13 protein-coding genes and 7 pseudogenes are annotated in these 17,544 nt (G+C 58.0%); 11 read left to right on the top strand and 9 right to left on the bottom strand.

Annotated features, from left to right (window positions below; genetic code table 11):
• Positions 1-775: 775 nt before the first annotated feature.
• From CIT25_RS36565 to CIT25_RS29460, 3 genes and pseudogenes are all read right to left on the bottom strand, one after another.
• Positions 776-913 (bottom strand): helix-turn-helix domain-containing protein, encoded by a 138-nt coding sequence (locus CIT25_RS36565; protein WP_245330033.1) that lies wholly within the window; start codon positions 911-913, stop codon positions 776-778.
• 122 nt (positions 914-1,035) lie between these two features.
• On the bottom strand, positions 1,036-1,317 hold the full coding sequence (locus CIT25_RS29465; protein ID WP_095488682.1) for a hypothetical protein: 282 nt from the start codon (positions 1,315-1,317) through the stop codon (positions 1,036-1,038).
• A 203-nt stretch (positions 1,318-1,520) separates the two neighbouring features.
• Positions 1,521-2,991 (bottom strand): annotated as a pseudogene (locus CIT25_RS29460) (trimethylamine methyltransferase family protein).
• A 281-nt stretch (positions 2,992-3,272) separates the two neighbouring features.
• Here CIT25_RS29460 and CIT25_RS29455 point away from each other — a divergent pair.
• The 3 genes from CIT25_RS29455 to CIT25_RS29445 all read left to right on the top strand — a co-directional run bounded on the left by CIT25_RS29455 (position 3,273) and on the right by CIT25_RS29445 (position 8,134).
• The gene (locus CIT25_RS29455) at positions 3,273-4,202 is read left to right on the top strand and encodes a LysR substrate-binding domain-containing protein (RefSeq protein ID WP_095488681.1); all 930 of its coding nucleotides are present in this window, start codon (positions 3,273-3,275) and stop codon (positions 4,200-4,202) included.
• Between the two features lie 142 nt (positions 4,203-4,344).
• Positions 4,345-6,765, top strand: a complete 2,421-nt coding sequence (locus CIT25_RS29450; RefSeq protein WP_095488680.1) for a GcvT family protein — start codon at positions 4,345-4,347, stop codon at positions 6,763-6,765.
• 34 nt (positions 6,766-6,799) lie between these two features.
• Complete coding sequence (locus CIT25_RS29445; protein ID WP_158302671.1) at positions 6,800-8,134, top strand: MmgE/PrpD family protein; 1,335 nt, start codon at positions 6,800-6,802, stop codon at positions 8,132-8,134.
• Between the two features lie 626 nt (positions 8,135-8,760).
• On the opposite strand, the pseudogene CIT25_RS29440 reads toward CIT25_RS29445, so the two are convergent.
• Positions 8,761-9,096, bottom strand: a pseudogene (locus CIT25_RS29440) (transposase); the annotation flags it as partial.
• Positions 9,097-9,225: 129 nt separating this feature from the next.
• Here CIT25_RS29440 and CIT25_RS29435 point away from each other — a divergent pair.
• Positions 9,226-10,230, top strand: a complete 1,005-nt coding sequence (locus CIT25_RS29435) for a dipeptidase (protein WP_095488678.1) — start codon at positions 9,226-9,228, stop codon at positions 10,228-10,230.
• A gap of 512 nt (positions 10,231-10,742) precedes the next feature.
• Here the strand turns inward: CIT25_RS29435 and CIT25_RS37795 are convergent.
• Positions 10,743-10,886 (bottom strand): annotated as a pseudogene (locus tag CIT25_RS37795) (transposase); the annotation flags it as partial.
• A gap of 406 nt (positions 10,887-11,292) precedes the next feature.
• Between CIT25_RS37795 and CIT25_RS36560 the strand changes: the two are divergent.
• Together CIT25_RS36560 and CIT25_RS29430 are read left to right on the top strand one after the other, a co-directional pair.
• Entirely contained in the window at positions 11,293-11,562 is a 270-nt protein-coding gene (locus CIT25_RS36560; protein ID WP_158302670.1) for a hypothetical protein, read from the top strand.
• A complete protein-coding gene (locus CIT25_RS29430; protein ID WP_158302669.1) occupies positions 11,559-12,530 on the top strand; it encodes a dipeptidase in 972 nt (323 codons plus the stop codon). The genes CIT25_RS36560 and CIT25_RS29430 overlap by 4 nt, the downstream gene beginning before the upstream one ends.
• A 256-nt stretch (positions 12,531-12,786) precedes the next feature.
• Here the strand turns inward: CIT25_RS29430 and CIT25_RS36555 are convergent, their stop codons facing one another.
• Together CIT25_RS36555 and CIT25_RS29420 are read right to left on the bottom strand one after the other, a co-directional pair.
• Positions 12,787-12,930 (bottom strand): hypothetical protein, encoded by a 144-nt coding sequence (locus CIT25_RS36555; protein WP_158302668.1) that lies wholly within the window; start codon positions 12,928-12,930, stop codon positions 12,787-12,789.
• Positions 12,931-12,956: 26 nt separating this feature from the next.
• A pseudogene (locus CIT25_RS29420) lies at positions 12,957-13,084 on the bottom strand (IS5/IS1182 family transposase); the annotation flags it as partial.
• Here CIT25_RS29420 and CIT25_RS29415 point away from each other — a divergent pair.
• Positions 13,085-13,214, top strand: a pseudogene (locus CIT25_RS29415) (IS5/IS1182 family transposase); the annotation flags it as partial.
• Here the strand turns inward: CIT25_RS29415 and CIT25_RS29410 are convergent.
• Positions 13,209-13,378 (bottom strand): annotated as a pseudogene (locus CIT25_RS29410) (transposase); the annotation flags it as partial. The pseudogenes CIT25_RS29415 and CIT25_RS29410 sit on opposite strands and share 6 nt — an antisense overlap.
• 336 nt (positions 13,379-13,714) lie before the next feature.
• Between CIT25_RS29410 and CIT25_RS29405 the strand changes: the two are divergent.
• From CIT25_RS29405 to CIT25_RS29390, 4 genes are all read left to right on the top strand, one after another.
• A complete protein-coding gene (locus CIT25_RS29405; protein WP_095488676.1) occupies positions 13,715-14,485 on the top strand; it encodes a class I SAM-dependent DNA methyltransferase in 771 nt (256 codons plus the stop codon).
• Positions 14,486-14,657: 172 nt separating this feature from the next.
• A complete protein-coding gene (locus tag CIT25_RS29400) occupies positions 14,658-15,332 on the top strand; it encodes a class I SAM-dependent DNA methyltransferase (RefSeq protein WP_095488675.1) in 675 nt (224 codons plus the stop codon).
• Positions 15,333-15,729: 397 nt separating this feature from the next.
• The gene (locus tag CIT25_RS36550) at positions 15,730-16,032 is read left to right on the top strand and encodes a hypothetical protein (protein ID WP_158302667.1); all 303 of its coding nucleotides are present in this window, start codon (positions 15,730-15,732) and stop codon (positions 16,030-16,032) included.
• A gap of 252 nt (positions 16,033-16,284) precedes the next feature.
• The gene (locus CIT25_RS29390) at positions 16,285-16,986 is read left to right on the top strand and encodes a class I SAM-dependent DNA methyltransferase (RefSeq protein ID WP_095488673.1); all 702 of its coding nucleotides are present in this window, start codon (positions 16,285-16,287) and stop codon (positions 16,984-16,986) included.
• Positions 16,987-17,230: 244 nt separating this feature from the next.
• On the opposite strand, the pseudogene CIT25_RS38585 reads toward CIT25_RS29390, so the two are convergent.
• Positions 17,231-17,467 (bottom strand): annotated as a pseudogene (locus CIT25_RS38585) (DDE-type integrase/transposase/recombinase); the annotation flags it as partial.
• Positions 17,468-17,544 lie beyond the last annotated feature (77 nt).

Here is a 17,544-nt window from a genome sequence, read left to right as displayed (position 1 = left end):
TTAATATGAATTTCATTGACAATTGGCGTGGATTATGTCGCCGTTGCGACGGCTAGGGACACATTGGGCCGAGGCCGAGTGTCGGTGTTGGTGGTTTTACCCTACGACGACACTACGCTTACCAGCTCGCGGAGCACGAGCTTTTTTGCCTGTGGGGTACTTGGGCTGGGAGTCCGGGCTAGGCGAGAAGGTTGGTAGAAGGGTTTCCCGTCCGGCCTTGTTTCGAGAGTCCTTGCCGACCTCCAATCTTGGACGGTGGGTAGAATGGTGTTCACAGGCGGTTAGTTAGGGAAGTGGGGCCGATTACGCCATCGGCCCGAAGAGGGTGCCTGGCAGGAGACGGGAACACGAGAGTGGTCCCGGTCGGGTGTAAGTAAACCGGATATCGCGCGCATCACCTAGAATAGCAGGAACTCGCCGCAACAGTTAGCCGGATTTCAGCACACAATAGGGGCACCGCTCCCGCGATTATCCCATGTAATGGGCCCTTTCGCTGCGGTGTCAGTTCCCCGCACTCGCCATCTTGCGCGGGGCAATGGCCTCGCCCCTCATCCGCAGAAATAAAAACAGCTCGCGATGTTGTGGAGGATGCACGTTCAAAGTGACCGAGGCATATCTGATGTTCAATGGATCATCAAGGCCAAGCCCCCCGCGTCGTTGCCGAGCTGCTGTACGATACGGCCGACCCGCGCATTGTCAGGCCAAATGCTGCCCACCGGACCTAAAGTAATTTATCGAGCTAGGGTCACGAGGTTCCGCGTTGATCGAAGCATGTTCAGTTCCGACAACCGCTTGGGTTTGTCCCAAACGCATTACGGAAACACTTTGAAAAATGCGAGGCAGATGCAAAACCACAGGCGATTGCGATCTCGACTATCGGCAGTTCCGTCTTTTCGATCAAACGCTTTGGCACGTGCCAAGCTGAGATGCAGATAATAGCGCATTGGTGATAAAAAGACCGCTTGGCGGAACAGTAGTTCGACCTGGCGTTCGGATCGGCCGACGCATTCGCGATATCTCGGAGGGCAGGGGATCCTAGATATGCTCCTCCATCATCCGAATGACTTCAGCGATCGGCTTGCTAACACCGGTCTGGTTTGCGTTGATGGCCCATTGTCTGTCGGATGCTGAGCGCCAATGCCAAGCAGTCGTGTGCCGACATACAGCTAACGCGGTTTCTTTCCCGAGTTGTTCGCTGATGAGACCCATCACAAGATCAAAGGACGCAAAATCACCCTGCACAAGTGACCAAAAAGAATCTCTGACAAAAAGCTCGTCGTCGGAAAGCTCGGAAAGGATGATCTGATCATCAGCCATGTCGTGTTGTTTCAATTGTTCGATTCAAAGGAGGTCGGCCCCCATTTATGGAGCACCGACCAGGGTTCTAGCGGCGCTCTCGACGCCATGATTAGGGCTTCCGCCACAACCGCATTGATCTGGTGCTTGTTCGCTATCGGAACTTGACGGGACATCTAAAGGCGGGAGAGCACCGACAACCTCGGTGCCCAATCCCGAAACTGTCAGGGCTCGCCGGATCCGATTTCTTCCTTCCGGTGTGCGATGTACGTATCAAGCTCCTCGCGCACCGCAACGTCCATCACCGGCTCCTCGTAATCGTGCAGGGCCTGCTGCCAGAGATCGGTGGCCGTTCGAGCGCATCCTTGCCGCCGGCTTCCTCCCAGGCGCCGTGATTTTGCCAGTTGGAAAGCATCGGTTGGTAAAAGGCGGTCGTGTAGCGCGACATGGTGTGCTCGGCGCCGAAGAAATGGCCGCCGGCCGGCACCGATTTGATCGCGTCGAAGCCAAGGTCATCCTCCTGGAATGGCAGCGGCCGCAGGAACTCCATCATGTTCTGCAAGATCTCGACATCGAGCACGAGCTTTTCGTAGGACGCCGTCAGCCCGCCCTCCAGCCAGCCCGCCGCGTGATAGATCAGATTGGCGCCGCCGAGCACCGCGCTCCAGGTCGCCATTTCGGTTTCGTAGGCGGCCTGCAGGTCGACTATATTGGAGGCATTCGCATTGGAGGTGCGGTAGGGTAGATTGTAGCGCCGTGCCAACTGCCCGGCGATGATGTTGGCCTTGGCATCACCGGCGTGCCGGGATTGACGAGCTGCGTCAGCACCACGCCGAACAGCGCTTCGGCGTTCTGCTGGCAAAGGGCGGCGGCAAGCGTGACCGGCGTCATCGCGCCCATCAGCGTGAAGGGCGTCACCGTCACTGGCTGGCCGTGCTCGGCCATGGCGATCAGGCCTTCCGCCATCGCGTCGTCGAACAGGCGCGGCGAGTTGACCGAAATGATGGTCGTGACACCCGGCGAGGCGCGCATTTCCTCGACGGAGATGCCGCGCGCGATCGCCATCATGTTGATGCCGTCCATCGCACGGGCGCGGCCAATCGCGGTGCAGTGGAAGGAGAGATCGCTCAGCGTCAGATTGGCATGATAGGTGTCGAGATGGCGCGCATTGGCGGGCAGCTCCATCGGCGCCACCACCTGGTTGCCGATGATGTGGATGGCGTTGAAATGGTGTGCCAACCGGATGAAGTTCTGGTAGTCGGGCAGATTGCCCTGACGGCGGCCGTTGATGCGGTCATGGACATTGGGCGGACCTGCGACCAGTCCGAAGACCAGCGAATTGCCGCCGAGATGCACCTGTTTTTCGGGATTGCGGCTGGTCAGCGTGAAGGATGACGGCACCGCCCGCAGCGCCTCGCACACCAGGCTTTCGTCGACGCGGATGATCTTATCCTCGCGATCGACGATGGCACCGGCGGTAGCGAACAGGTCCATCACCCGCTCGCTCATGACACGGATGCCGAGTTCCGACAGGATGCGCATCGAGGCGTCGTGGAGCCTCTGCATCCGCTCCTCGTCGAGGAGCTGCATCGGTGGGTAGGGATTCCTGACGCTCTGCCAGGGCAATTGCGCAACACCCCCACTGCCCCGCGCGACCTTTGACCGTCGTCCGCCGCTGCGCCTGTCCTGGTTCATTGCCGAATTTCCCTTTCCTTTCCAATACACGAAGCCGACAGTGTCCAATTGACAGGAAGGATGGGCGGCTCAGAATGGCTAACCGTGAAATTCCGCGCAGTGGCGTCAACATCTGCCACCAACATTCCTTCGCGCTATGCATCAGTAAACTATGACCAAAGTGAACGCGCTCTTCACACGATAAGAACGCCGCCAATGAGCAAGAAAAACAATGTCATTGCGTGGGAACCTATTGCGGCCAATGTGGGCAAGGAACTAATGTGTGCCGAGAAGGGGACAACATGAAGCCACCTCCGCCGCTCAACTATATACGATCCTTCGAATGCGCCGCACGGCATCTGAGTTTCACCGAAGCTGCAAACGAACTCGGCTATACGCAGGCCGCAATCAGCAACCACGTGCGCGCGCTCGAGCAATATCTCGGACGCCAACTCTTCCTTCGCTATCCGCGCAGCCTCGAACTGACAGAAATCGGCGAGGCTTTTCTGCCAACCCTGCGCCAGGGGCTTAGCCAGATCGATTTCGCAACGGAATCAGTGCTCGCTGCTGTTCGCAACAAAACGGTGGTCATCTCATGCCCCACCAGCCTTGCTGAGAACTGGCTTGCACGGTGCATAGCCAGCTTCAGCAAGCAAAACCCGGAAATCGAGGTCCTGCTGCATGGCACGATCTGGGAGGAGCGTGCCGAGCAGGTCGCAGATTTCATCATTACGATTAGGCGCTATGACAATCGACCGGAGGGTGCGCTGCAGCTTTGGAAAGACCGGCTTGTACTACTCTGCGCGCCACATTTCCTCGAGGGGCCGGATGGCTTTAAGGTGCCACAGCACGTGCTGGAGGCCAATTGGATTTCGGTCCATGGGCGTCAGGAGCAGTGGCAGCGCATGGCGGCAGCACTACGCATCGATGCCGCCGCGAACGACAAGCGGCTGTCTACCAATTCCACCAACATAGCACTCGAACTCGCAGCCAACGGGGCGGGCTGCGTGGTCACTACGCTTTCTCTCGCACGTACCTATATGGAGCGCGGACTGCTGGTCGAGCCATTCGAGACGCAGGTCGCGAGCCCCTGGAACTACTATTTATCCGAGGGCCAGACATCCAAGGGCGCTGTGGTCAAGAGGGTGCGGGAGTGGATACTCTCGGAAGCCCAAACCTTCATGCCTGCAGTGCTTCCGACGAGCCAGATAGACCCCATCGTCGATTTTTGAGGAGTCAATGACCTTGTTTTATTTGGTCATGGGAGGGTCAAGCTATGCGCGCCGGTGCTTCCCGAACTTTTGCGATTTCTTTAAGCTGATTTGGATGAGCGTCCGCTGAGTTGGATGCGGTCATCATCTAGGGGCTCACGTAGTGCGTACTCATGCACAAGCCGTTGTCATCGGCGGCGGTCTGATCGGCTGCTCGATCCTTTATCATCTTGCCAAATTCGGCTGGACGGATGTCGTCCTGCTGGAGCGCAGCGAGCTGACCTCCGGTTCGACCTGGCACGCGGCGGCCAATATCCATGGCCTGCATGATTCCACCAACATCAGCCGGCTGCAGCACTACACGATGGCACTCTACAAGGAGCTGGAGGCGGAGACCAGCCAGGGCTGCGGCATCTTCCAGCCGGGTTCGCTGTATCTTGCCCAGACCGAAGCGCGCGAGCATCAGCTGCGGCTGCAGGAAGCCAAGGCGCGACGCTACAAGATGAATTTTTACGAAGTCGGACGCGACGAGGCGGAACGGCTGCATCCGCTGGTCGATTTCGACGGCATACGCTGCATCATGTACGAGCCGGAGGGCGGCAATGTCGACCCGTCGGGCGTGACCGCTGCCTATGCCGCTGGCGCGCGCCAGCGCGGCGCCGAGATCCATCGCTTCATGCCGGTCACGGCGACGGAGGCGCAGCCGGACGGCAGCTGGATCGTGCGCACGCCGAGGGGCGACATCCGCACGCGATGGGTGGTCAACGCCGCCGGCCTGTGGGGCAGGGAGGTCGCCGCCATGGCCGGCCTGCAGCTGCCTTTAATCCCGACCGAGCATCAGTATTTCGTTACCGAGACCATTCCGGAAATCGCCTCCATGGGCCGGCGCCTGCCGTCGGTTGCCGACCGCGACGGCGAATATTATCTGCGCCAGGAAGGCCTGGGGCTGCTGATCGGCGCTTACGAGCGCAACATGAAATTCTGGGCCGAGGACGGCACGCCGATGGATTTCGGCCATGAGCTGTTTCCCGACGATCTCGACCGCATCGAGGAAAACATGATGCGCGCCATCCAGCGCGTTCCGGTGATCGCGGCCGCGGGCGTGAAGAAGGTGATCAACGGTCCGATGATCTGGTCGCCGGACAGCGCCGTGCTGTTCGGCCCGGTGCCGGAGCTCAGCAACTATTTCTGCTGCAACGGCATCATCCCGGGCTTCTCGCAATCGGGCGGCATGGGCAAGCTTGCCGCCGAGTGGATGATCGAGGGCGAGCCGACGCTCGACATGTTCGGCTGGGATATGGCGCGCTTCGGCCACTGGGCCGGCAAGGCCTTCACCAAGGCGCGCGTGCACGACCAGTACAGCCACCGTTTCAAGATCCATTTTCCGAACGAGGAGCGCGCCGCCGGCCGCCCGGTGCGGACGCGGCCCGTCTATGAAATGCAGAAAGAGATGGGCGCCGTCTTCGGCCTCAATTTCGGCTGGGAGCATCCGTTGTGGTTCGCGGCCGAAGGCGAACCGCGCGAGGAAACGATCGGTTTCACGCGCCAGAACTGGTGGGGGCCGGTCGGCCGCGAAGCCCGCATGTTGCGCGAGCATGCCGGCATCATCGACATCTCCAATTTCGCCAAATACGAAGTGAAGGGTCCGGACGCGGAAGCCTGGTTGAACGCGATTTTCGCCAACCGCATGCCGACCAAGGTCGGCAATTCCTGCCTGACGCCGCTGATCGGCAAGCGCGGCGGCATTGCCGGCGACTTCACCGTCACCAGGCTGGCGGACGATGAATTTATGGTGGTCGGCTCGGGTATGGCCGAGCGTTTCCATCAACGTTTCTTCAAGTCGGTGCCGTTACCGGAAGGCACGACCTTCCGGTCGCGCACCGAGGAACTGGGCGGCTTCAATGTTGCCGGTCCGAATTCGCGTGAACTGCTGTCTCGCCTTACCAACGAAAACCTGTCGAACACCGCCTTCCCCTTCATGCGCTCCCGGCGCATGGTCGTCGGCGGGGTAGATGTCGTGGCCTTGCGCGTGTCCTTCACCGGCGACCTCGGCTGGGAGCTGCACTGCAAGGCAGCCGACCAGGTCAATGTCTATAACGCGCTGCTCAATGCCGGCGCGGACCTCTGCGCCGGACCGGTCGGCTCGCGTGCGTTGATGTCACTTCGCATTGAGAAGGGTTACGGTAGCTGGAGCCGTGAATATTCGCCGGAATACTGGCCGCAGGAAAGCGGCCTCGACCGCCTGATCAAGCTGGACAAGGGCGACTTCCTCAATAAGGACGCCTATCAGAAGATCGCCTCGGAGACGCCGCGCCACAAGCTGGCGATTCTGTCGATCGATGCCCTAGATGCTGATGCCACCGGCGGCGAGCCGATTTTCTTGCCCGACGGCACGCCAGTCGGCCAGGTCTCCTCGGGTGCCTTCGGCTATTCCGTCAATATGTCGCTGGCGCTCTGCTACATCAAGGCCGGGACCGCCAAGGCAGGCGCCAAGGTGAGCGTCGCGATCCTCGGCCGGCCGCACGACGCGGTCATTCTGGAAAAGCCACCGTTCGATGCCGAGGGCGCGAGGCTCAGGGCGTAATTCCGACGCTGCCAAGGGAGCGAGGAGCATTTACATGGACGCGGTCGAATTCATTCACGGAGTTGAACCCGACACCATCCCGTCAGATGTCAAACGGCATGCGAAGCGCTTCTTGCTCGATCTGATCGGCGTCGCCGCAGCCGGATCGAAGCTCGACGCAAGCCGGATCATGCGCGAGACGGCGCTCCAACTTTTCGCCGCGCCGCAGCAAGGCAGTCGTCTCTTCTTCGACGGTCGCTCGGCGAGCATCGCCGGCGCTGCGCTCGCGAATGCCATGACGATCGATAGCTTCGATGCCCATGATGGGCATCCGCTGACAAAGGGGCATGCCGGCTGCGGTGTGTTGGCGGGGCTACTGGCATTCTTAGAATCCAGAATGCCAGAGAATGCCAAGCCTCGCTCGGGTGCCGACATGCTCGCCGACCTGATAGTAGGATACGAAATCGCAATCCGTTCGGGCATCGCGCTACACGGTACCGTTGCCGACTACCACACGTCAGGCGCTTGGGTCGCGCTGGGTGTTGCAGCCGTGGGCGTCCGGACCATGGGGCTGCCCCATGGCCAGACCCGGCACGCACTTGGCATTGCCGAATACAACGGGCCTCGCAGCCAGATGATGCGCTGCATCGAACATCCAACCATGGTGAAGGACGGCTCCGGTTGGGGTGCGATGGTTGGCGCAACCGCCGCGGTGCTTGCCGGAAAGGGGTTCACCGGCGCGCCGGCCATCACCACCGAGCGCGAGGACGTATCGGAATGGTGGAGCGACCTCGGCATCCGGTGGCGACTTTCGGAACAATACATCAAGGCTTACCCCGTCTGCCGCTGGGCGCAGCCGGCCATGGAGGCAGCCGCAGCCCTTCGCCGGGGTCACTCTTTCAACCTTGGCGCGATCGAAGGCGTAACGATAAGAATCTTTCGCGAGGCGAGCAAGCTAGCTGCACGCAGCCCGAGAACGACCGAGGAAGCGCAATACAGCCTGCCTTTCCCCGTCGCGGCGCTGCTAGTGCGAGGGCAGGTTGGCCCGGCGGAGATCGATGGTGCTGCGCTACGTGATCCAGAGCTTCTCCGCCTCTCGAACCTCATCACGCTCGTCGAGGCGTCCGAGTACTCGAGCCGCTTTCCGGCCGAGCGATGGGCCGATGCTACGATCGTGTTGAAAAACGGCGAACGCTTGGTCTCGCAGCCCGCTGTTGCACGTGGGAGCGCAGAAAATCCGCTGTCGGATCAGGAAATAAGCGCAAAGTTCCATATGCTGATGCGTGCTTCGGGTCAACAAAGTCGAGCGGCAGAGATCGAGGATATGGTGATGTCGATCGACAAGTTGACGGCGAGCGCGCATCTCGTCGACAGCATCATGGCGCGCTGAGTTCGCGCTTCCAGCCGCTTCGAGAACGGAAAGAAGGGAGGTCATTTTGGTGACGGACTCATCGACATCCGACCCACGCTTCTTACGTGAGCGATAGATCGGCGATTTTCCGGTACAGGACCTGCCGCTTTCATTCCATATCTGCGAGCGCCGCTCGCGGTTGCGCCGGTCGAGAGGGTCGCGAGATGATCTTCTTCTTTTCGGGGCGGCCGAGGATGTTGTTGTAGTACCAAACTAGTGTCCTGATTCTGAAGTCGTTTCATTTAGGCGTTCGCCGCGAAAGTGCGGAGGTAGAAACGTTGGATGCTGGCCACGATGTCGTCAGCAGACTTGGTCTATCGGAAGGGTATTGGGTCGACATTGGGGGCCTTGATATTAGCGTGGATAGCCTTCTCGAGCTCGGCGACCGAGTGGAACACGCGTCGTTTGAGGGCGCGTTCGGTCAACAGCGCGAAGAAGAATCGACCTGATTGATCCATGATGCCGATGTCGGAGTGAAGTGAACGTGCCAGCGCGGGCGCTTGGCGAACCGATGGCGATCATGGCTTCGTGTGTGCCGTGGTCGTCCATGACGACGTGAATGTCGAGATCGGTGGTACGTTGCGCTCGATCTCGTCAAGAAACTTGCACAAGTCCAGCCCGCTGTGGGGCAGCCGCCCGCAAGCGAGCTTGAAGGCCGGGTCGCTGCGCAGCCGGTCGAGATGGTTTGGCATCCTCGTAGCCGCAGGCGATCGCAAAGATGCGGGCGCGCACAATGTCGGCCATGGCGTGCGTCACCCGCGCTGGATCGCGCGGATCGTGGATTGCGGCGGCCAGCCTGTCGGCCAGTTGCAGGCGTCGCTCGGCTGCGGCCAAAAGCATTACGCCCACCCCGAGGTGAAGCGCCCGCCGTCAAACGCAGCTGGGATCTTCTTGCGTCCAACGGCTGGAAACGAGAGCGGCAGCAACATATCTTCGGTCATGGCGGGTGTGGCTCGCGAGAGGCGGTGGCAGGGTTGGATAGACAACCGAATCCTGCGCAAAATCAATCGTTTAAGCTAGATCCGGCCCCAATTTGGAAGGGGCGCCAATTAGCGGAAGGAGTGAATTCGATGGATGTAAGCCGGTTGAACATAGATGACCTATTCCAAAACAGTATCATTTGGGATGCACATTGCGGGATTGACCCGCAGGTACCCCTAGACGTGAGCTCTTTGGAACGCATCCGGAAGGCTGGGTTTACATATGTTAGCACCAATGTTGGTTACGACGTGTTACCTTGGCAACAGGCATTTCCGGTGATCGGCGCCTATCGGCGTTGGCTCGGCGAAAACAGTGACAAATACATCCCCGTGTCCAACGTTGGAGACGTTCTCTCCGCCAAACGAGACGGGAAGCTTGCAGTGTCCATGGATATTGAGGGCGTGTCCGCGCTAAACGGGACAACGGATCTTGTTGAGGTTTACCATCGGTTAGGCGTGCGTCAAATCAGCTTTGTCTACAATAAAGACAACGAGGGAGGAGGTGGCTGCCACGGCCACAACACAGGGCTAACTCCCTTTGGTCGGGATGTTATCAGAGAGATGAACCGTGTAGGCATGCTTGTGGACGGATCTCATTGTAGCGCCAAGATGTCGATCGACATGGCTGAAGCCTCTTCCAAGCCGATTGTCATTACTCACGCAAACAGCCGGGTGCTGCATGACCACCCGCGGAACATCTGGGATGAACAAGCCATTGCCTGTGCCAGTACAGGCGGTGTGATTGGTGTCACAGGAATTCGAATCTACCTGGCAAAAGCAGGAGACAATAAGTCGTCGGACCTCGACCTTCTCGTGCGTCATATCGATTATCTTTGTCAGCTGGTTGGCCCGCAACACGTGGGCATTGGAACCGACTTCGCAGAAATCACGGACGCGTTGGCATCTCGGTTTGAGAAGGCCAAAGATTACTGGCCGCCGGAACATTATCCAAGTGGATCCGACCTAGGGTTCATCGACATTGAAGAATTCCCAAAACTCACCGCAGCCTTGTCGGCTCGTGGCTACTCGAACGAGGTCGTTAGCGGTATCCTCGGAGCCAATTTCATGAGGGTAGCGGCGATGAACTGGGAATAGCGCGCTGGAATTCGGCTGCCGCTGCCGGAGACTTTATCGCAGAAAATATATCTTTGGTCGGAGCAAATAGCCTCCGGCCCGTGATGAACAAAGCAACCGGGAGCCTATTACGATTGGCTCTGGGGCTGATACCATCCGAAGCTTCAAAGATGTGTTGTCCGGGGATCGGAGATATGATGCACTTGCCGAGCTAGCAAACGAGCCTAGGCAGAGTTCGACAAAGCTTCGCTGAATTCCAAGCTCTGTTTCCATTCGAATGGAACGGCATTTGGAAATGAATCAAAGCGGTTCCTGCACGCAGCGCTGAGGCGGAGCGTATCAAGTTAGCCGACCACAGGGTCAAGGCCTACGTGCGGCGTGGGAGAAGAAAGACGCGGCCGACGCCGCCGCGATCTGAGAGACTGTGCAAGGCTCGGAAATAGTGACTGACGAAACAGTCGATCAGCATACCGTTGTGTGCGCAAGATCTGATCTGGGGCGGCTGCAACAGCAGTTCACTTGCGAGAGACCGGGAGCTTCTCCAGCCGGGCGTTCTCGTCTTCCAGAGCCTTCAGGTCCACGGGCGTCGGACACGTCCATCCCCCGAACTTGGCCTTGAACTAGTAGAAGGTCGCATGCTTGCGGCAAACATCAACCGTCTTTGCGCCGGCCTCCTGCTACTCAGCATCTCGATATGTGCTCTCCGTCAACCGCGAGGGTCGCATCGTCTGTCTCCTTTTATCGACGGACTCTACCCAAATCTGGAGGAAGTTCAGGGTCTCAGGCCAGCTGGAAAACAAGCGGCCCGAGGCCCTGAAGTGAAGCCATGACGATCCTCAAGCAGAAGAACATCATGGCCTCGGCCATGGTCCACGACAATTGTAAACGTAATTCATGTTACCGGTTGTGCCAATCTATACACATTCATGACACTTTTAAAAATAGACCTTCACATAACATAACTTGATGATCATATGAGGATGGAGTAGAGATCTGATGGCGCCCACCTGCCGAAAGCCGCCGTACAAATGCAGACGACCGTGGAGCGATGTCGCGCCCCATGTAAACCCTGGGAATTTAAAAATGGGCAACAATTTCCAGTATTTCAATGACCGCGTAATCGGACCCCGGATTTGGCATAAGGAACCCCGGTTTGGAGTAGTGAAGGGCACGCCGGTAAGCGCCCAATATCAGGCGGAGCTGGTCGGGGTTGCAAAGCCTGATCGGGTGCGGTTGATCGGCTTTTGGACTTCAGCTAGCGGGCTCGAAGCATCAGGATTGGTTTCTCGAAGGTCTTGCAATAATGTGCCTGTCGAGCAGCGCTGCACCATGATGCAGGGATGCATCTTGTGAGCGGTGAAGGCCGGCGCTTCGGGGGCGTGATATGGGACAGTCATTCGGGAATCATATTTGACGACGCTGTCCAGCCAACATATCTGCAGCGCTACATTGATTCTGGAGTGACATTGTTGACCCTCAATGTCGGTTCCGATGTCAGTCCGTGGTCCGAATGCATCAAGAATTTGTCGGTCTACCGAGCGGCTGTTGCAGCCCGCCCACACCAATGCATCATTGTCCGAAGTGAAAAGGATATCCGGCAGGCCAAGACAGATCGCAAGCTAGCTATTGTGTTTGACATTGAAGGGATGAGTGCCCTCGATGGCTCCTTAGAGATGTTGAGCCTCTACTATGATCTTGGGGTTCGGCAGATGACTCTTACATACAATAGGAACAACGGAGCCGCATCCGGATGCCATGACGAAGACCAAGGCCTCACCAATTTCGGCAGAAATATTGTTGAGAAGATGAACAGGATAGGAATGGTGATCGACTGTTCCCACGTTTCATACAACTCCTCGATGGAGGCAATTCAGATATCAGAAAAGCCCGTGATATTCTCTCACTCAAATTGCAAGTCAGTTTACGGTCATGAACGTAACATCTCTGATGAGCAGATAATAGCTTGCGCCGCAAAGGGCGGAGTGAGCGGTGTAACCGGTCTAGGTATCTTTTTGGGAACGGGTGACGCCAGCGTTGAAGCCTTGGTCAGACACATTGATCACAAAGCGGATTTGGTTGGCCCCAAACACGTTGGTATTGGGCTGGATTACTTTCCAGACTGCAAAGACCTGGTTCTCTCATGGAACACGGTTTATTGGCCGAGTTCGCAATATCCAAATGGGCCAAATCTCGGGTTCATGGACCCAGAAGCATTTCCGCAAATCGCCGACACTCTGAGTATGCGCGGATACTCGGACAGAGACGTGAGGGGGATAATGGGAGAAAATTTCCTTCGTGTCGCAAACCACGTCTGGAAGTGAGCATTGTGGCTAAGCACAGTGGATGCTGACCCTAGCAGGCTTCGATGGTTGGGGTCGTTGAGGTCAAGCTCCTCCTGATATTTTCCCGGACCATGTCGCCCCGCGGGTCACTCGCTTCGCAGTCGTCCTTAGGCCGCCGCACGATGGGGTCAGTAGAGCGAGGCCGTCTCAATCTGCTGAGAGAGTTCGCCCCGGGATGATGCTGCTAACGAGAATCGCCTTGCCCATCGTCCCCACGGGAACGGCTTGGCGACGTTTATACCCCGCGCTCTGAGGCACGACTATTTCTTGCTGAGCCCAGATGCGCCTCTCCGACCAGATCGAGGAAATCGCAGACATCCATTTCGACGATACTCCAGCTACCGGCAAAGGCCTTGGCGATCGCTGGAACCTTGGCCATGTCACCTGGTCCCACCGATGATCTTCGGCGGCAGCGAAGGTGAAGGCCCATCCGACGCGATCGCGACCCCGCCAAGTTCGTCTTCTCTCGCGGTGGTCTTGATCCAGCCGAACGCCTCTTTGATGCGCTTGCGGATACGCTGACTGGCAGCATAAATGCGGAAGCGGACTTCCATGGCCAGAAACGATCGAACGAGACGCAAGGCTCGACCACCGATCCCGACGCCAGGCTCTACCGCAACGGACGGGGCAAGGAGAGCCAAGCTGTGCTTCATGGGACATGGCTAAGTGAGTTCCGAATAGAAGCTTCTTCACCTTGGGCTGTGCCAGCACCGCAGCCAAGAACTTCGCTGCGAGGTCGCAGCCGCTCTATCAAAAGCCGCTCCGAGCGGATCGAATAGAACGCCCGCAAGCAGCATCACCCTGAGCAGCTTTTCCGGCGGGATCGAGGCCGACTGACCGGTGAATACAGCGCCACAAACTCCCGGCTGACCTCGCCGATGAGCGGCTGCACGGCGTGTGTCGCCGGTCCTTACTCGCTTTTGCAATTCGGGATGTCGGGCACCCGACATTCCTGTCGGGTTTGTCGCATGAGCGACCCGGGGCTGCTCGACTTGGTTCCCGCCGAATCACGATGTAAGTCGTTAAAAAACATGTAGAACATTTTTCTGAGACTTTTCTAGCGGAGTTGGCACGACTTTCGCTATTACTTCTTTGCGATAGTGGCCAAGAACAGTGATGGGCCGACTTGAAAATAAGTTAGCAGAGTGACAGGAGAATCCGTGATGGATGACGACTTTGTCTACGACCAGAAATGGGCTCTGAACTATGAAGAATTTGTGCGATTGCATGGTAAAACGGCTGAAGTACTCGATACTGTGAATTTTCTTGAGCGCTATTCAAGCGGAAGAAATGCTCTTGAACTTGGTATTGGCGACGGACGCGTGGCGGTACCGCTGAGTGAGCGCGGCGTCAGGGTCGAAGGTATCGACAATTCGGATAGCATGCTGCAAGTTCTCGCAGAGCGCACCGATATGGTCAAGGCTTGGAAAGGCGACATTGCCGATTTCAGATCGGAGCAACGCTATCGTCTGGTATATTGTGTCTATAATACGTTCAAGGTCCTCTTCACACGCGAAGCTCAATTGGCTTGCTTCCGATCTGTCGCGGAGGTGCTGGATGATCAGGGAAGTTTGGTGCTCGAACTTGATGTGCCGGCCCTGGAAGGTTTCGTGAACGGCCAGAAAATTACTACGTTGTTTGTGGATCATGAAAACACGATTCTCAATGCGCATGTGCACGATCCCCTGAACCAGAACTTGGTTTCAAGCCTCCTCTGGTTTTCTGGTACATCGGTCAGACGTTTACCACATCGTGCCCGTTATGTTTATCATCAAGAACTCGATACTATGGCCGAGCTGGTAGGGCTGAAGCTCGTAGAACGTTGGGGAGATTGGGCGGGAGGTGCGTTCACCGAAGGGAGCAAACGTCATATCTCCGTTTACTCCCGAACTAGCCTATTATCCGGGACCTTTTCGTCGGCTGATCTTCGATAGTGGTCTCCGACTTCGAAAAGCGTATGTGCCACGTCTTACCGAGTCCCTGAACCAAGACGTGATTATCTGGGGCACATGGTCCGACAGCCATGGCTCTGCAATGACAACGGGCAACTAAATGTCTCGGCCACGGCTGCGCCAAATGCCATCAACCCTGCACGGAGGAACTGTCATGAACAGTCCCGATCGAGAAACGGTACTGGACCAATCCGCGCGAAAACGCGCCGAGATTTCCTACCTCGAAGGCGACGCCGGTCGCTTGGCACGATTCTATCGAGAATGGGCGAGTTCGTACGATCTGGATGTCGGGAGCGAGAGGTACTCCGCACCGATGATCGTGTCGGAACTGGCGGGTGCTGTGCAGACTGCCTATCTCGCGAGCGAGCGAGGAGCCATCACAGTCCTGGACGCAGGCTGCGGAACAGGCCTCGTTGGCGTGCAACTTTCACGCTTTGGCTTCCAGTTGATTGACGGGTTCGATCTTACGGAAGAGATGGCCGGAAACGCGCGGCGAACCGGCGTCTACCGCAATATCCAAGTCGACGTCGATCTTAACGGGGCGCTGTCCCAATACCCCACCGCGAGCTATGACATTACGGTCTGCTGCGGCGTGTTCGGGCTCGGGCAAGTCCGGCCGGATGGGCTACGCGAGCTGGCTCGCGTCACGCGCCCGAACGGATTCGTTATTGCAAGCACTAGCAGGCGGTATCTGAAGGCCACGTCCTTTGAAGACGAGCTGCGGCGTCTTCAGCGTGGGGGCGTCGTCATGCCGGCCCAATGTCTAGCTGATGGCAGATACATCGCGGACGAGTACGCGCACTACTGGGTTTTGCGGATTGCGCCATAAAGGCAGCGCGCCAAGGGACAGCAGCTATGATTAAGCTGCCGCAAATCTCGTTGGCGAAATGCAAAGAGCTGGGACGCGTTTGTCGCCCATGCGGACGCAATCAAGGAGAATTGTCAAGCGACACGAGGTCTATATGCGAAGCGAGATGCTGTTATCAACTTGGAAGCTGTCTTCGTCCATGTCGGAGTCATCGGTAATGGCCAGTCAGTCAAACTACAGACGAACCCGCTCTTTTACGCTCATGCCGTCGTCAGCGGCGGCGCGTTCTGCCGAAGCGTACGCGGGGTACCGGCGCAGCAGGCGTGGCGCACGTCTGTGGGTTCCGTCGCAGTCGGACAGTTCCCCCTTACTCCTGGATGGCCGCTATGATCACTTTTGCACTCTGGAGATCGCGGATATGGACCTGACTATTCAGCTAGCTGACGAACTCGGCGTAGGATTGCGCATCGGGCGCTCGGGGGAAAACCGCTATGGCCAACGGAAGTTGGACCGATACGACAAGCGTCTAGGCGTTGTCGAACCGGCGCAGGTGGCTTTCGGCGTTCGACTGCAAGTGCCGGACTATCGCGCGCCATCCAAGTACGGTGCCGACCCCGCGCATCCGTCAGACCAAGAATTCCTGACCGATGCGGTCGGACGGATCCCCGATATGTCTGTCCGCTCCACGACGTCCCGCATGCCGACATCCGGATACGCCTGATCGAGTGCCTGGCCGGCGAGCTCACCCACGTCGATCCCTTGATCCTTGCCGAGGAGCTTGATCTCGGACGCGGCATGGACCTGAGCAATGCCCTGATTTGCGACGTGATCACCTGGAGCCTAGTAGAGGCCCTTCTTTGGGCGGGAAAGTCATACTGGGCAATACCATAACGAAAAGAGACTAGATCCATTAGAGGCCGTTGGCTCGCTGAAGAGTATACCGCATCTCGTCTACCCAAAAAGGAGAACTGTTATGAAAGCCCCCGATCAGCAATCGGCGCGTGACCAAACCGCACGACAGAAGGCTTCCCATTCATTCGAGACGAATGCCGGTTATTTATCCAAGTCCTATCGCGATGGGGCCGGTACCTATGATCTCGATCTCGGCCGAATGGGGTACTGCGGGCCGACCGTCGTAGCGGAACTGGCGGCTGCCACCCAGACGGCCTATTTTGCCAAGGAGCGAGCAGTCATTACAATCCTTGACGCTGGCTGCGGAACGGGCCTCGTCGGCTTGCAGCTGAAACGCCTAGGCTTCCAGTTGATCGACGGGATAGACCTCTTCGAGGAGATGGCCGAAAAGGCCAGACAAACCCGCGTCTACCGCCATGTCCGAAGCAATGTTGACCTTAACGGCCCCCCTTCCGACCACGCCAGCGCGAGCTATGACATCACGGTCTGCTGCGGCGTCTTCGTGCTCAGGCATGTTCGACCTCAGGGGCTGCGCGAACTGGCTCGCGTCACGCGCCCAAAGGGATTTGTCATCGCGAGCACCCGCACGAGCTATGTGGAGGCCACGGGCTTTGACAGCGAGGTGCAGCGTCTGCAGGATGCGGGCGTTCTTGTGCTGGTGCAGCGTCTAAACGACGCCAGATACCTCGCCGAGGAGAACGCTCACTACTGGGTTTTCCAGGTGCCCGAGAAGGCCAGCGCGCCAACGGAGGAGCGGCCATGACCACGCTGCCGCAAAATTCGCTGGCGAAATTGGATGCAACAAATACGAAGTGCGCCAGCGTCTTGGCACTTGCCACCTGTACAGGGCTTCCGGCCGCAAGCTATGGCACTGGAGACCGACAGCGGCGAAATCTTGCTCATACTTGACTGATCAGACACTGGCGATGTCTCTCCAGGGCTCTCTCGCAATTCCGGGATGTGGACGGGAAGAGCGTCGCCTGGAAGCATTGCTCAGGCGGTGAGCTTTCGAATTGCTCGGCAATTGACGGACTCGGATGGTAGGCGAACCTCGCCTGCGCTTTCGCATCATGTGGACCAGCTCGGTGCCGCAGAGGGTGATCTGGGCATTCTCCATAGACTTGAAGCCGAGCATGGATCCCAATGCGGCGCTTGATGCGCCGGTGATCCTGTTCGATCCGATTATTGAGGTACTGGCTCTTGCGGATATAGATCGGTGGTTTGTGTGATCGCTCCCGAAGGCGCACCGCGATGGCCGCACGCGACGGGTTTGCAATCTGTATAGGTGCCAATGATGAAACGTAAGTCGAGCAATGGGGCG

The sequence above is a fragment of the Mesorhizobium mediterraneum genome (genome assembly GCF_002284565.1).
GTDB classification, from domain to species: Bacteria; Pseudomonadota; Alphaproteobacteria; order Rhizobiales; family Rhizobiaceae; genus Mesorhizobium; species Mesorhizobium mediterraneum.
This window is presented reverse-complemented; position numbering and strand designations above follow the sequence as displayed.